General features: G+C 67.7%; 13 protein-coding genes. 7 read left to right on the forward strand and 6 right to left on the reverse strand.

What is annotated here, in order from left to right:
• Positions 1-10: 10 nt before the first annotated feature.
• From CXR42_RS08780 to CXR42_RS08805, 6 genes are all read right to left on the reverse strand, one after another.
• Positions 11-1,282, reverse strand: coding sequence for a bifunctional folylpolyglutamate synthase/dihydrofolate synthase (locus CXR42_RS08780; RefSeq protein WP_103257177.1), 1,272 nt, complete (start codon positions 1,280-1,282; stop codon positions 11-13).
• 3 nt (positions 1,283-1,285) lie between these two features.
• Entirely contained in the window at positions 1,286-2,194 is a 909-nt protein-coding gene (gene accD, locus CXR42_RS08785) for an acetyl-CoA carboxylase, carboxyltransferase subunit beta (RefSeq protein WP_103257178.1), read from the reverse strand.
• A 98-nt stretch (positions 2,195-2,292) separates the two neighbouring features.
• A complete protein-coding gene (gene recR, locus CXR42_RS08790; RefSeq protein ID WP_103257179.1) occupies positions 2,293-2,889 on the reverse strand; it encodes a recombination mediator RecR in 597 nt (198 codons plus the stop codon).
• Position 2,890: 1 nt separating this feature from the next.
• A complete protein-coding gene (locus CXR42_RS08795; protein WP_103257180.1) occupies positions 2,891-3,244 on the reverse strand; it encodes a YbaB/EbfC family nucleoid-associated protein in 354 nt (117 codons plus the stop codon).
• Positions 3,245-3,298: 54 nt separating this feature from the next.
• Complete coding sequence (locus tag CXR42_RS08800) at positions 3,299-3,763, reverse strand: GNAT family N-acetyltransferase (protein WP_103257181.1); 465 nt, start codon at positions 3,761-3,763, stop codon at positions 3,299-3,301.
• The gene (locus CXR42_RS08805; protein WP_103257182.1) at positions 3,760-5,520 is read right to left on the reverse strand and encodes a DNA polymerase III subunit gamma/tau; all 1,761 of its coding nucleotides are present in this window, start codon (positions 5,518-5,520) and stop codon (positions 3,760-3,762) included. The genes CXR42_RS08800 and CXR42_RS08805 overlap by 4 nt, the downstream gene beginning before the upstream one ends.
• Positions 5,521-5,707: 187 nt before the next feature.
• Between CXR42_RS08805 and CXR42_RS08810 the strand changes: the two genes are divergently transcribed.
• The 7 genes from CXR42_RS08810 to CXR42_RS08840 are packed head-to-tail and all read left to right on the forward strand — an operon-like array spanning position 5,708 to position 15,303.
• Positions 5,708-7,372: a thiamine pyrophosphate-dependent enzyme gene (locus CXR42_RS08810; RefSeq protein WP_103257183.1), complete on the forward strand. Its 1,665-nt coding sequence runs from the start codon at positions 5,708-5,710 to the stop codon at positions 7,370-7,372.
• A complete protein-coding gene (locus CXR42_RS08815; protein WP_103257184.1) occupies positions 7,369-9,456 on the forward strand; it encodes a hydantoinase/oxoprolinase family protein in 2,088 nt (695 codons plus the stop codon). Before CXR42_RS08810 ends, CXR42_RS08815 begins: the two co-directional genes overlap by 4 nt.
• A complete protein-coding gene (locus CXR42_RS08820; protein ID WP_103257185.1) occupies positions 9,453-11,075 on the forward strand; it encodes a hydantoinase B/oxoprolinase family protein in 1,623 nt (540 codons plus the stop codon). Before CXR42_RS08815 ends, CXR42_RS08820 begins: the two co-directional genes overlap by 4 nt.
• On the forward strand, positions 11,072-12,289 hold the full coding sequence (locus CXR42_RS08825; RefSeq protein ID WP_103257186.1) for a pyridoxal phosphate-dependent aminotransferase: 1,218 nt from the start codon (positions 11,072-11,074) through the stop codon (positions 12,287-12,289). The genes CXR42_RS08820 and CXR42_RS08825 overlap by 4 nt, the downstream gene beginning before the upstream one ends.
• Positions 12,289-13,110 carry an NAD-dependent epimerase/dehydratase family protein gene (locus CXR42_RS08830; protein ID WP_103257720.1) on the forward strand — a complete coding sequence of 274 codons (822 nt, stop codon included), beginning with the start codon at positions 12,289-12,291 and terminating at the stop codon, positions 13,108-13,110. Before CXR42_RS08825 ends, CXR42_RS08830 begins: the two co-directional genes overlap by 1 nt.
• The gene (locus CXR42_RS08835) at positions 13,107-14,315 is read left to right on the forward strand and encodes an NAD(P)/FAD-dependent oxidoreductase (protein WP_103257187.1); all 1,209 of its coding nucleotides are present in this window, start codon (positions 13,107-13,109) and stop codon (positions 14,313-14,315) included. The genes CXR42_RS08830 and CXR42_RS08835 overlap by 4 nt, the downstream gene beginning before the upstream one ends.
• A gap of 25 nt (positions 14,316-14,340) precedes the next feature.
• Positions 14,341-15,303: a LysR substrate-binding domain-containing protein gene (locus tag CXR42_RS08840; RefSeq protein ID WP_103257188.1), complete on the forward strand. Its 963-nt coding sequence runs from the start codon at positions 14,341-14,343 to the stop codon at positions 15,301-15,303.
• Position 15,304 lies beyond the last annotated feature (1 nt).

The following is a 15,304-nucleotide window of genomic DNA, read 5'->3' on the forward strand; positions in this document are numbered from 1 at the left end:
TGAATGGCGATCAGCCGTTTTCGCGCAGGACGGTTCCGGCAAGGTAAAGCGATCCGCAGATCAGAACGCGCGCCTCGGGGGTGGTGGCCGCGATGGTGGCAAGCGCCTCGGCGACACTGGCAGCGGTCACCGCATCCAGCCCCGCGCTGCGGGCGGCGTCGGCGGTGGCTTCGGCGGGCAGGGTGTTCTTCTCGCCCGGGATCGACACCGCATGCAGCCGGGTGACGTGCGGCGCCAAGGGGCGCATGTAGCCGGTCACGTCCTTGGTGTTCAGCATCCCGCAGATCAGATGCGTCTCGCGCGCGGGCATCCGGGCCAGAGTCGCCGCAACCGCCTCGCCCCCGGCGGGGTTGTGGCCGCCGTCAAGCCAGAGTTCCACCTGCGGGGCCAGATCGACCAGCGGACCCTGGCGCAGGCGCTGCATCCGGGCGGGCCAATAGGCGCGGGACACCGCCGCCTCGCAGGCCGCCTCGTCCTTGCCCAGAAGCCGCAACGCGGCGATGGCGGCACCGGCGTTCTGCACCTGATGCGGGCCGGGCAGGTTCGGCAGGGGCAGGTCCAAAAGCCCGTTCTCGTCCTGATAGACCAGCCGGCCGCGTTCTTCCCAGACGTTCCAGTGCTGGCCATAGACCCAAAGCGGGGCGCCCAGTGCGTTGGCCTTCGCTTCGATCACCGCCAGCCCGTCGGGGTGTTGCGGACCGACGATGCAGGGCACGCCGCGCTTGATGATCCCGGCCTTTTCGCCAGCAATCTTGGCGACCGTGTCGCCCAGAAACGCCTCGTGGTCCAGGCTGACCGGCGTGATGATCGTCAACCGGGGTTTGTCGACCATGTTGGTCGCATCCAGCCGGCCGCCAAGACCCACCTCCAGCAACGTCCAGTCCGCCGGGACGCGGGCAAAGGCCAGGAAGGCCGCGCAGGTGGTGATCTCGAAAAACGTGATCTCGTCCCCACCGTTCGCGGTGACACATTCGTCCAGAAGCTGCGTCAGCAGGTCCTCGGAAACCAGCTCTCCGGCCAGGCGGATGCGTTCGTGGAACCGTGCCAGATGGGGCGAGGTATAGGCGTGGACGCGTGCGCCCCCCGCCTCCAGCCCCGCGCGGATCATCGCCTGGGTGCTGCCCTTGCCATTGGTCCCGGCGATGTGGATCACCGGAGGAATCCGCCGTTCGGGATTGCCAAGCGCCGCCAGCAGGCGTTCGACGCGGCCCAGGGTCAGGTCGATGACCTTGGGATGCAGCGTCATCATCCGTTCCAGGATGACGTCCGAGCCTTGGGTCATGGATCAGGCGCCCGCTTCGGTCTTGGCCTCGGCCGGGGCGGGCAGGTCGCCCTTGATCGCCGGGGGCTGGCCGGTCAGCATGCGGATCAGGCCCACAAGCTCGTCCTTCATGGCCTTGCGGTGGACCACCCGGTCCAGCATCCCGTGATCCAGCAGATACTCGGCGCGCTGGAACCCTTCGGGCAGCTTTTCGCGGATCGTCTGTTCGATCACCCGGGCACCGGCGAAACCGATCTGGGCGTTGGGTTCGGCGATCTGCACATCGCCCAGCATGGCATAGCTGGCCGTGACCCCGCCGGTCGTCGGATGGGTCAGGACCACGATATAGGGCAGGCCCGCCTCTTTAAGCATCTGCACCGCAACTGTGGTGCGCGGCATCTGCATCAGCGAGAGCATGCCTTCCTGCATCCGCGCCCCGCCCGAGGCGCTGAACAGCACCAGCGGGCGCTTCAGTTTCACCGCCCGCTCGGCCGCCGCGATGATGGCGTTGCCGACATACATGCCCATCGACCCGGCCATGAAGCTGAAGTCCTGCGCGGCGGCGACGATGGGGGTGCGCAGAACCTCGCCCTCGGCGACCAGCATCGCATCCTTCTCGCCGCTGGCCTTTTGCGCGGCCTTCACCCGGTCTGGATATTTCTTCTGGTCGCGGAAATGCAGCGGGTCGGCCACGGGTTCGGGCACCTTCACCTCGGTGAAGATCCCGCCGTCAAACAGCGCGCCAAAGCGGTCGCGCGGGGTGATCGCCATGTGGTGATCGCAACTGGAGCAGACGAACAGGTTCCCCGACAACTCGCGGTGGAACAGCATGGTCCCGCATTCGGGGCACTTCGTCCACAGGTTCTCGGGCACCTCGCGGCGCGAGAAGAGCGAGTTGATCTTCGGTCGGACGTAGTTGGTGATCCAGTTCATGCGGCCCTGTCCTGCCCCTTGCGTCAGGTGTTCCAGATATGCCCACGGGGGGCGAAATGCAATCCGACAGGGCGGGCCGGGCGGATTTGGCCGGAAGCTTACAGCCGCCGCCGCGCCCGCAGCGCCGCGCCGATCGTGCCGTCGTCCAGATAGTCCAGTTCGCCGCCGATCGGGACGCCCTGCGCCAGCGTGGTGATCTGGGCGTCGGTCCCAGCCAAGGCGTCGGCGATGTAATGCGCGGTGGTCTGGCCGTCGACCGTGGCGTTCAGGGCCAGGATGACCTCGCGGATCGCCTCGTCGGCGACACGGGCGGTCAGGCGGGGTATCCCCAACTCTTCCGGGCCAACGCCGTCCAGGGCGGACAGCGTTCCGCCCAGAACGTGATAGCGGCCGCGAAAGACCTGTCCGCGCTCCATCGCCCAAAGGTCGGCCACATCCTCGACCACGCAGATCTCGCCCATGGCGCGGGCGGGATCGGCGCAGATCCCGCAGAGGTCCGACGTCGAGATATTGCCGCAAACCCGGCATTCCTTGGCCGTCAGGGCGACCTGGGCCAAGGCCTGCGCCAGCGGAGCCATCAGCTGGGCGCGCTTCTTCAACAGGACCAACACCGCCCGCCGCGCGGATCGGGGGCCAAGGCCCGGCAGGCGGGCCATCAGTTCGATCAGCGCGTCGATGCCGGTGTCGTCGGCCATGTCAGATCGGCAGCTTCATGCCCGGCGGAACGCCCATCGATTCGGCCAGCCTGGCCATCTCTTGTTCGCTGCGCGCCTTGGCCTTGGCCTGGGCATCGTGGATCGCGGCCAGGATCAGGTCCTCCACAACCTCTTTCTCCGAAGCGACCAGGATCGACGGGTCGATATCCAGGCCCGTCACCTCACCCTTTGCCGTCGCGCGGGCCTTGACCAGCCCGGCCCCCGCCTCGCCCAGCACCACGATGCGGGACAGCTCGTCCTGCATCTCGGTGATCTTGGATTGCATTTCGGTGGCGGCCTTCATCATCTTGGCCATGTCGCCCAGGCCCGCCAGCCCGCCCAAACCCTTCAGCATCTCGTTCTCCGTCCGTTTCGACTGAGATACGGGCGCGACGGCCCTCGCGCAAGGTCAGGGCGTGGCGCGGAACAGCATTCGGCGCGGGGAAAAGCCCTCGGCGCGGAAAAAGTCATGCGCGGCGTGGTTCGCCTCCCAGGTGTCCAGCAGGATTTCGTCCACGTGCAGGTCCCGGGCCAGCCCGCGCGCCGCGCGCAGCAGGGCACGGCCAAGGCCCTGCCGCCGCGCCTCGGGGGCGACGGCGACATGCTCGATCATCAGCCGGCGCACGGCGGGCGAGAACAGCGACTGTTCGCGGGCTTGCAGGCTGCACAGGGCATAGCCGACAGCCGGGTCGCCGACCAGAAAGGCGGTCACGGCGGGATCTGCCAGCCGGTCCGCAAAATGCGCGGTCAGCGCGGCTGGGTCGGGGGCCGGGTAAAAGCTTTCGGGGTAATGCGCCGCGTGCCAGCCCTGCACATGCGCATTCAGTCGGGCCAGCACCGCCGCATCCTGGGGGCCGGCGCGGCGGGGCGTCATGCTTCGAACGGGTCCCAGTCTTCGTCCACCTCGGGCTCGGCCAGGGGAAGGGCGGCGTCAGCGGCCTGGGCGGCGATGGCCTCGGGGGCGCGAACCTCGGCGATTTTGGCGCCGGGGAAGGCGGTCAGGATGGCCTGGACCAGCGGGTTGCCGGCCGCCTCGGCGCGAACCTGCGCAAGGGTGCTGTCACGGGTTTCCGCGATGGTCGGGGCCCCGCCGGAAGAGACGACCGAGACTCCCCAGCGCGCCCCGGTCCAGCCTTGCAGGCGCTGTCCCAGCCGCGCCGCAAGGTCCGGCTTCGCACCGGGGGCGGGTTCGAACTCGATCCGGCCGGGGGCATAGCGGGCCAGGCGCAGGCCGGTCTCAACCTCGTTCAACAGCAGCATGTCGCGCTTCTGGCGGATCAGGTCGATCACCTGGTCGAAGGTCGCATAGACCTGAAGCTGGCCCTCCGCCAAGGCTGGGGCGGCGGCGGTCATCGTCGGGCCGCGGGTCGGAGCGGAATGGACCGGGGCCATGCGGGGCGAATGTATGGTGGCACCGCCTGCGGGCGCTCCACCTTGCAGACCGCTGCCCCCGCCCGAGGGGGGGCGGGGTTGATCGGACAGCTTTTTCACCAACGTCTCGGGGTCGGGCAAATCGGCGACATGGGTCAGGCGGATCACCGCCATTTCGGCGGCCATCATCGCGTTCGGGGCAAGGGCAACCTCTTCGATCGCCTTCAGCAGCATCTGCCACATCCGCGTCAGCGCCCGCATCGGCAGACGGCTGGCCATGTCCTGGCCGCGCGATTGTTCGTCGGGCGGCGTGGTGGGGTCTTCGGCGGCCGAGGGGTTGATCTTGATGACCGAAATCCAGTGCGTGATCTCGGCCAGGTCGCGCAGGACAGCCATGGGATCGGCACCGTCGGCGTATTGAGAGGAAAGTTCCGACAGCGCGGTCGCGGCATCGCCCCGCATGATCTGGTCAAACAGGTCCAGCGTCCGGCCCCGGTCGGCAAGGCCCAGCATGGCGCGGACCTGATCGCCGGTGGTTTCGCCAGCGCCATGAGCGATGGCCTGGTCCATCAGGCTCATCGCGTCGCGGACGCTGCCTTCGGCGGCGCGAGTGATCAGGGCGAAGGCGTCCTGCGCCAATTTTGCCCCTTCCAGATCGGCCACCTTGGAAAGGTGGGCCATCATCACCTCGGGCTCGATCCGTTTCAGGTCGAACCGCTGGCAGCGCGACAGGACGGTGACGGGAACCTTGCGGATCTCGGTGGTGGCGAAGATGAATTTGACGTGGGCGGGCGGTTCTTCAAGTGTCTTGAGCAGCGCGTTGAAGGCCGCCGTGGACAGCATGTGGACTTCGTCAATGATGTAGACCTTGAACCGCGCCGAAGCGGCCCGGTAATGCACGCTGTCGATGATCTCACGGATATCGCCGACCCCGGTGCGTGAGGCGGCGTCCATCTCCATCACATCGACATGGCGGCCTTCGGCGATGGCGCGGCAGGGTTCGCACTGGCCACAGGGTTCCGTGGTCGGGCCGCCGGTGCCGTCGGGTCCGACACAGTTCAGGCCCTTGGCGATGATCCGGGCGGTGGTGGTCTTGCCCACCCCGCGCACCCCGGTCATCACGAAGGCATGGGCGATCCGGTCCGCCGCGAAGGCGTTCTTCAAGGTGCGCACCATCGCCTCTTGCCCGATCAGGTCGGCAAAGGTCTGCGGGCGGTACTTGCGGGCAAGGACCTGATAGGCGGGGGCTGGCTCGGTCATGCGCACACCTTAGCCGGGGCCGGGCGTCAGGGGAAGGCGGAACGCGGAGCCTGGCGGTAAGCGCGCGGGGCACGGCGGCCCGCGCCAGGGGTATCGGCAAGAAAAACTTGTCGATTGCCCGTAATTCTTGATTTCGGTCCGCTCCGGAAGCCGTCAGGATGCCCGCGCACAACAAGGGGCGAACGGGATGCGGAACGGCGGGCAGCTTCTGGTGGAAAGTCTGGTGGCCCTGGGGGCAACCAAGGGATTCGGGGTGCCGGGGGAAAGCTATCTGGCGGTGCTGGACGCGCTGCACGACACGCAGGGCCAGTTTGATTTCGTCCTGTGCCGCAACGAGGGCGGCGCGGCCTTCATGGCGGCGGCCTGGGGCAAGCTGATGGGCCAGCCGGGCCTGTGCTTCGTCACCCGAGGGCCGGGGGTCACCAATGCCTCGATCGGCATTCATACCGCGATGCAGGATTCTGCGCCGATGCTTTGCTTTGTCGGGCAGGTCGGCACCGACATGCGGGGGCGCGAAGCGTTCCAGGAGATCGACTATCGCGCGGTCTTTGGCTCGATGGCGAAATGGGCGGTGGAAATTGACGACGTCAACCGCATTCCCGAGATCCTGGGCCGGGCCTGGGTGACGGCCACGACGGGTCGGCCCGGCCCGGTGGTCATCGCCCTGCCCGAGGATATGCTGACCAGCCTTACGGATGCCGTGCCCCTGACCGGCCCCGCCCGCATCGGGGAACCTGCGGCCGAGCCTGAGGCCTTGGAGGCCGCGCGGGCGATGCTGGTCGGCGCGGCGCGCCCGCTGATCCTGGTCGGCGGCTGCAACTGGACCGCTGCGGGCAAGACGGCGCTGCAAGGTTTCGCCGAGACGTCGGACATCCCGGTCGTCGCGGCCTTCCGCTATCAGGATCAGTTCGACAACCACTCGCCTGTCTATGCCGGCGAGGCGGGGGTCGGGATGCCTGCCAACGTGAAGCGACTGATCCGCGAGGCGGACGTGATCCTGGCAATCAACATCCGCTTTGGCGAGATGACGACCGACGGCTACACGCTGCTGTCGGTGCCGGTACCTGTGCAAAAGCTGATCCATGTCCATGCCTCGGACCGCGAGATCGGCAAGATCTATCAGCCGGCGCTTGGCATCCAGGCGGGGCCGAACGCCTTTGCCGCCGCCCTGACGCCGGTGCATGGCGGCTGGGCCGCCTGGCGGGCCCAGGCGCGGGCCGAGTGGGAGGCAAGCTTTGACCTGCCGCCGCAGCCCTCGCCGGTCGACATGGGTCTGGTCACGGCCCATCTGCGCGACGTCCTGCCAGCGGATGCCATCCTGACCAACGGGGCAGGCAACTTCACGGTCTGGCCGAACAAGTTCTTCAAGTTCGGCCCCAAGGCGCGGCTGCTGGCGCCGCAGTCGGGGGCGATGGGCTATGGCCTTCCGGCTGCCGTCGCAGCCAAGGTCGCCTTTCCTGACCGCACCGTGATCTGCTTTGCCGGAGACGGTGATTTCCAGATGACCTGCCAGGAGTTGGGGACCGCGATGCAGGCCGGGGCGCAGCCCATAGTGCTGATCCTGAACAACGGCATCTATGGCACGATCCGCGCGCATCAGGAACGCAACTATCCGGCCCGCGTCTCGGGGACCACCTTGCAGAACCCGGATTTCGTCAAGCTGGCGCAGTCCTACGGTTGTCATGCCGAAAGGGTGGAGCGGACCGAGGATTTCCCGGCCGCCTTCGCCCGCGCTTTGGCGTCGCGGACCGGCGCGGTGCTGGACCTGGACATCTCGCCCGAGGCGCTGACCCCGCGCCAGACACTGTCGCAGATGCGCGACGCGGCGCTGGCGGCAAAGGACCGGACATGACCGCGCAGATCCGACTGGGGGCGGATATCGGTGGGACGTTCACCGACATCGCCCTGGAAACACCCCAGGGGCTGTATTCGACCAAGGTCCTGACCAGCTATGCCGCGCCCGAGCAGGCGATCCTGGACGGGATCGACGTCGTTCTGGCCGAGACCGGGCTGGCCTATGGCGACCTGGAGATCTTGATCCACGGCACGACGCTGGCCACCAACGCGTTGATCGAGCGGCGCGGGGCGCGGACAGCCTTCGTGACGACCGAAGGCTTCCGTGACGTGATCGAGATGCGCACGGAAAGCCGGTTCGACCAATACGACCTGAACATGCAACTGCCCCCGCCGCTGGTCCCGCGCGAGGATCGCTTTACCGTCGCGGGCCGGATCGGCGCGCAGGGGCAAGAGTTGGCCCCACTGGACGAGGCGGCGCTGCATCTGCTTGCCGACCGGATCGCCGCCGGCGGGTTTGGCGCGGTGGCCATCGGCTTCATCCATTCCTACATGAACCCCGCGCATGAACGGCGTGCCCGCGAAATCCTGGCGGCGAAGGTGGCGGTGCCGATCTCGATCTCGTCCGAAGTCTCGCCGCAGATGCGCGAGTTCGAGCGGTTCAACACGGTCTGCGCCAATGCCTATGTCCGCCCGCAGATGGCCGATTACCTGGGCCGCCTGCAGGTGCGGCTGAAGGAAAAGGGCGCGGGCTGTCCGGTCTACATGATCCATTCCGGCGGCGGGCTGATCACCGTCGAAACCGCCGCCGAGTTTCCGGTGCGCCTGATCGAAAGCGGCCCGGCCGGCGGAGCGATCTTTGCCGCAGATGTCGCACGGCGCTTCGGGCTGGCGAAGGTCGTCAGCTATGACATGGGTGGCACCACGGCCAAGATCTGCCTGATCGAGGATTTCGCCCCCAAGACCGCCCGCACGTTCGAAGTCGCGCGCAGCACCCGTTTTGCCAAGGGCTCGGGCATGCCGATCTCGATCCCGGTGATCGAGATGATCGAGATTGGCGCGGGCGGTGGGTCCATCGCCTGGGTCGATGCGATGGGACGCATCCAGACCGGACCAGAGTCAGCGGCGTCCGAGCCGGGTCCAGCCTGCTATCAGCGCGGCGGGGAACGGCCGGCGATCACAGATGCCGACCTGGTCTTGGGCAAGATCGACCCCGACAACTTTGCCGGCGGCGCGATCCGGCTGTCCCCTGCCGCCGCCGAAACCGCCATCCTGCGCGGTGTTGGCGACCGGCTGGGCCTGGACGCGACCGCTGCCGCTTTCGGGATCTGCGAGGTGGTGGACGAGAACATGGCGAATGCCGCTCGTGTCCATGCGGTGGAGAACGGCAAGAACATCTCGGACAACCTGATGGTGGCTTTCGGGGGGGCGGCCCCTCTGCATGCCGCGCGGCTGTGCGAAAAGCTTGGCATCGACCGCTGCTTGATCCCGGCCGGGGCCGGCGTTGGGTCGGCGATCGGCTTTCTGAAGGCCCCCTTCGGATACGAGGCGCTGGCCTCGCGGGTCACGCGGCTGTCGGCCTTTGTGCCGGGCGAGATCAACGCGCTGCTTGCCGAGTTGAAAGCCACCGCCGAGGGATTTGTCCAGGCCGGCACCGGCGGCGCGGTCCAGCGCGAGATCACCGCCTACATGCGCTATGTCGGCCAGGGCTGGGAAATACCAGTATCGCTGCCAGACCGGCCCTTTGCCAGCGCCGATGGTGCCGCCCTGCGCGAAAGCTTTCGCGCGAACTATGCGCGGTTCTTCGGTCGGGCCATCGACGGGCTGGACGGGCTGGAAATCGAGATCGTCACCTTTTCGGTCAAGGCGCAGGACCATCGTCCGCTGCCGGACCGTGTCGAGCTTACCCTGGGCCGGACCGAGGCGGGCGCCTCGCTCTCACGTCCCGTTTTCGATCCGGCCCGGGGTGAGGCCCTGCCCAGCACCATCGTCGAGCGGTCCGACCTCGCCCGCGGCGCGCGGCTCTCCGGGCCTGCGGTGGTGGTCGAGCGCGAGACCGCGACCGTCGTCACCTCGCCCTTCGACGTGGTGATGCAGGATGACGGCAGCCTTCTTCTGATCCGCAAAGGGGTTCGGGCATGAGTGATGCAACGTTCGAAATCCGCATGCAGGTCATGTGGAACCGGCTGATCTCGGTTGTGGAAGAGCAGGCGATGACCCTGCTGCGCACCGCCTTTTCAACCAGCGTGCGCGAGGCGGGGGATCTTTCGGCCGGCGTCTTCGACCCCCAGGGCCGGATGCTGGCGCAGGCGGTCACCGGCACGCCCGGCCATGTGAACACGATGGCCGAAGCCGTCCTGCATTTCGCCGCCGAAATCGGCCGCGAGAACATGTTTCCCGGCGACACATATGTCACCAACGACCCCTGGAAGGGCACCGGCCACCTGCATGACATCACGATGGTCTCGCCCAGCTTCAAGGGCGACCGGCTGGTCGGCTTCTTCGCCTGCACGGCGCATGTCGTCGACGTGGGTGGGCGTGGTTTCGGGGCGGATGGCAAGTCGGTTTACGAGGAAGGCATCCAGATCCCGATCATGAAGTTCGCCGAACGCGGCCGGGTCAATGCCGACCTGATCCGCATCCTGCGCGCCAACGTGCGCGAGGCGAACCAGGTGGTGGGCGACTTCTACTCGCTGGCGGCCTGCAACGACGTGGGTCACCAGCGCCTGATCGCGATGATGGAGGAGATCGGGCTGGACAGCCTGGACGCGCTGGGGGACTTCATCTTCAGCCGCACCCGCGCCGCGACGCTGGACCGGATCGCCGCCCTGCCCAAGGGCAGCTGGGCCAATGAACTTCTGACCGACGGCTACGACAGTCCGGTCAAGCTGGCCTGTCGGGTCAGCATCGGCGAGGGCGTGGTGAACGTGGATTTCTCGGGCACGGACGGGGTCAGCCGGCACGGCATCAACGTGCCGATCATCTATACCAAGGCCTATGCCTCATACGCGCTGAAATGCGTGATCGCGCCGGATATTCCGAACAACTGGGCCTCGCTGGAGGCGTTCACGCTGACCTCGCCGGTCAACATCCTGAATGCCGAACGCCCGGCCCCGGTCTCGGTGCGGCATGTGATCGGCCATCTGGTGCCCGACCTGGTGCTGGGCGCCTTGGCGCAGGCGCTGCCGGGGCAGGTGCTGGCCGAGGGTGCAGCGGCGCTGTGGAACATCCACATGTCGGTGCGGCCGGTCGCGGGGGCGGCGGGTCGCAAGGCAGAGATCCTGATGTTCAACTCGGGCGGGATGGGCGCGCGACCGGGGCTGGACGGGCTGTCGGCCACGGCCTTCCCCTCGGGCGTGATGACCATGCCGATCGAGGCGACCGAGCAGACCGGCCCGGTTGTCGTCTGGCGCAAGGAGTTGCGGCCGGATTCCGGCGGCGACGGCCAGTATCGCGGCGGTCTGGGGCAGGTGATCGAGATCGAGCCGCTGCCGGGGCACGAGTTCGATTTCTCGGCCATGTTCGACCGGATCAACCACCCCGCAAAAGGCCGCGACGGCGGCGCGCCGGGGGCAGCGGGCGGGGCGGCGCTGGACGATGGCACGGTGCTGAAACCGAAGGGCTGGCAGCATGTGCCCGCCGGGCGGCGGCTGGTGCTGCATCTGCCGGGCGGCGGCGGCTTCGGCGACCCGGCGCTGCGTGATCCCAAGGCGCGGGCCACCGATCAGGTCCGGGGCTATGTTACAGGGGCAAAGCCATGAGCTATCTTGCGACCCGGCTGGCTGCGGTCCGGCCATCGGCCTCGATGGCGGCCAGCATGGCGGCCAAGGCGCTGCGGGCAACCGGCGTCGATGTGATCGACCTTGGCCTCGGCGAGCCGGATTTTCCGACGCCCCCGCATATCGCCGAAGCCGCGCATCGGGCGGCGCTGGCGGGCGAGACGCTGTATACCCCTGCCGCCGGCACACCCGCCCTGCGTCAGGCCGTGGCCGAGAAGTTCCGGCGCGAGAACGGGCTGGACTATGGCCCGGACGACATCGTGGTCGCCAATGGCGCCAAGCAGATCATCTTCAACGCGCTGATGGCCACGCTGAACGACGGCGACGAGGCGATCCTGCCCGCCCCGTATTTCGTCAGCTACCCCGAGATGGTGAAGCTTTTGGGCGGCGTGCCGGTCACGCCGGTCTGCGTGGCCAACACCGGATTCCGCCTGACGCCCGACGTGCTGGAGCCCGCGATCACGCCGCGCACGAAATGGCTGTTCCTGAACATGCCGGGCAACCCTTCGGGCGCGGTGTACTCGACGGCCGAACTGCGCGCCCTGGGCGAGGTGCTGGCACGGCATCCGCAGGTGCTGGTCCTGTCGGACGAGATCTATGAGCATATCCTGTTCGACGGGCGCGAATTCGTCAGCTTCGGCAAGGCCTGCCCCGAGTTGCGCGATCGTATGCTGATCGTGAACGGCGTGGCCAAGGCCTATGCCATGACCGGCTGGCGCGTCGGCTATGCCGCCGGTCCCGCGGCGCTGCTGAAGGCGATGACCACGGTGCAAAGCCAGTCGGTCACCTCGGTCGCGGGACCGATGCAGGCGGCGGCGCTGGCTGCGCTGACCGGGCCGCAGGACTGCATCGCCACGTTCCGCCAGGCGTTCCAGCGCCGGCGCGATCTGGTGGTGGCCGGGGTCGCGAAGATCCCTGGCCTGACCCTGTCGCCGCCCGAGGGGGCCTTCTACGCCTATATCGGCTGCGCCGGGCTGATCGGGCGGACCACGCCCCAAGGCCGGAGGCTTGGCACCGATGCGGACGTGACCGACTACCTTCTGACCAGCGCCCATGTCGCTGCGGTGCCCGGCGCGGCCTATGGCCTGTCGCCGTTCTTCCGCATCTCGACCGCGACTTCGGACGCGATCCTGACCGAGGCCATCGCCCGCATCGCCCGCGCGGTGGCCGCCCTCTCTCCTGCAAAGGCCGCATGATGACCCAACCCCGTTTCAACCGCATTCTTCTGACCGGGGCCGCCGGGCGGCTTGGCACCCATCTGCGCCGGGGCCTGCGGCCGCTATGCACCAACCTGCGCCTTGCCGACCGCGTCGCGATCAGCGACCTGCAGCCGGGCGAGGAGGCGTGCCAGTTCGACCTTGCCGACATGGAGGCAACCATCGCCGCCTGCGAAGGTGTGGACGCCATCGTCCATTTCGGGGGCGTGGCGCTGGAAGGGTCGTGGGACAGCGTCCTGAACGGCAATATCCGTGGCAGCTACCACATCTACGAGGGCGCGCGGAAACATGGGGTCGGCCGGGTGGTCTATGCCAGCTCGGTCCATGCCATCGGCTATCACGCGGTCGAGGACCAGATTGACGCCAGCGCGCCGCACCGGCCGGACAGTCTGTATGGTCTGTCCAAGTGCTTTGTCGAAGACCTGGGCCGACTGTACTGGGACAAGTTCGGGATCGAGACGGTCGCCCTGCGGATCTTCTCCAGCTTCCCCGAGTTCACCGACCGGCGGATGCTGTGGTCGATGCTGACCTTCGACGATTGCATCCGCCTGGTCGAGGCCAGCCTGACCGCCCCGCGCGCGGCGTTCTCGATCCTGTTCGGCACTTCGGCGAACCGGCACCGGATGGTGGACAACCGCCTGGGCGCCCATATCGGCTTTGTGCCGCAGGACAGCACCGAGGCCTTCCGGGCCGAGGTCGAGGCGCGGCTGCCCCCGCCCGATCCCCACGCCACTGCCGTCAAGCATCTGGGCGGCTGGTTCATCGACCTGGGCCACCCCGACGACGAGCCGGTCACATGAAGTCCAGCTATGATGTGGTGATCGTCGGCGGGGCGGTCATCGGGTCGGCCGTCGCCTATTTCCTGACCGCGAACCCGGATTTCTCCGGCTCGGTCCTGGTGGTAGAGCGCGATCCCACCTATGCCCGGGCCGCGACCTCGCTGTCGGCCGCGTCGATCAGGATGCAGTTCTCGAACGCGATCAACGTGAAGATCAGCCAGTTCGGCAGCGCCTTCATCCAGGATTTCGCGCGGACCATGCGCCTGCCCGGCGAGCCGGCGCCCGATCTGAACTTTCATCCCGGCGGCTATCTGTTCCTGGCCAACACCGCCGACCAGGAACAGACCCTGCGCGAAAACCATGCTGTGCAGCGCGCCTGCGGGGCCGATGTGGTGCTTTGGGGACCGCAGGACCTGGCCCGCGCCTTCCCGCATCTGCGCGTCGATGACCTGCGGCTGGCCAGCTATGGCCAATCGGGCGAGGGCTGGTTCTCCAACACCGGCCTGATGAACGGCTTCAAGGCCAAGGCACGGGCGCAGGGGGCGGACTACGTGACGGACACGGTCGTCGCCATCGGTCGCGACGGGGGTCGCATCACCTCGGTCACGCTGCAATCGGGTGCCGTGGTGCAGGCGGGGACGGTGGTCAACGCCTCGGGGCCGAGGGCCGCGCTGACCGCGCGGATGGCGGGCCTTGATGTGCCGGTCGAGCCGCGCAAGCGGACGCTGTTCGTTTTCGACTGCGCCCGGACACCCGAAGGCAGCGCCACCGTGAACCAGGGCCGCCTGCCGCTGATGATCGACCCCTCGGGCGTGTTCTGCCGGCCCGAGGGGCGCTTCTTCCTGACCGGGGCGCCCCCGGTCAAGGACCCCGCCGTGGACTGGGATGACTTCGAACCGCGCTACGAGGAATTCGAGGAGATCATCTGGCCCGCGCTGGCCGAACGCTCGGCAGGGTTCGAGGCGATCAAGGTCGTGAACCAATGGGCCGGGCACTATGATTTCAACACGCTGGACCACAACCTGATCGTGGGCCCGCACCCCGAGGTGACGAATTTCATCTACGCCAACGGCTTCTCGGGTCACGGCCTGCAACAGGGTCCGGCAGCCGGGCGCGGTGTGGCCGAACTGATCGTCTACGGCGGCTTCCGCAGCCTGGACCTGTCGGAAGTGGGGTACGAGCGCATTGTCGCGGGCCGGCCGTTCCTGGAAAAGGCCGTGATCTGAACCGGACCCATGGGGGACAAGGGCCATGACCCAAACGCACGCCCGCCTGCCGCCACTGAACGCGCTGCGCGTGTTCCACACGGTCGTCCGGCATCGGTCGTTCCGCAGCGCGGCGGACGACCTTGGCGTCAGCCCGCAGGCCGTCAGCCAGCAGATCAAGCTGCTGGAGGACACCCTTGGCACCGAGTTGTTCGAGCGTCGGGGCCGCGCCATCGAGCCGAATGAAAACGCGATCCTGCTGGCGCATTTCGTGCAGGCGGGTTTCGACGAGCTGGAGGAAGGCGTGCGCCGGGTGGCGCAGTCCCAGTTGCGCAACCGGATCAACGTCAATGCCAGCCCCTATTTCGCCACGCGCTATCTTCTGGACCGCATCAACCGCTTTCGCGAGATCGCACCCGATGCCGACCTGCGGCTGACGACGATGGTCGATCTGCCGGACTTTGTTGCCGATGACGTCGATGTGGCGATCCAGTGGGGCTTTGGCACCTGGAAGGGCCACGAGGCGACCTTGCTGATCCACGACCACAAGGTCATCTGCTGCACGCCGGACCTTGCCCGGCGCCTGTCGGGGCCCGAGGATCTGCGGACCATGCCGCTGCTGCATCCGGTGCTGTCGATGGACCTGTGGCGCAACGTGCTGCGCCACCTTGGCGTGGACGACCGCTCGGGCAAGAACGATATCCAGCTTCAGGATGCCGCCACCATGCGCCGGGCGACGCTGGCGGGGTTGGGGATCGGGCTGATCTCGATGATCGATGCGGCCGAGGATCTGAAGCTGGGCAAGCTGGTCGCCCCCTTCGGCCAGCAGGTGATGCACCAGATGCCGCAGGCGCAGGTGCCGGGCTTCTACCTTGTCGTCCCGAAGGCGCATCGCCGCGTCAAGACCATCGCCAGCTTCTGCCGCTGGATCGAGGCAGAGGACTGGTTGACCCCCGACGACAGAGAATTGGGCCTGCCCAACCGCGACGGCCCCGCCATCCAGGACTGAA

It is taken from the genome of Tabrizicola aquatica, assembly GCF_002900975.1.
In the GTDB taxonomy this organism is placed as follows: Bacteria; Pseudomonadota; Alphaproteobacteria; order Rhodobacterales; family Rhodobacteraceae; genus Tabrizicola; species Tabrizicola aquatica.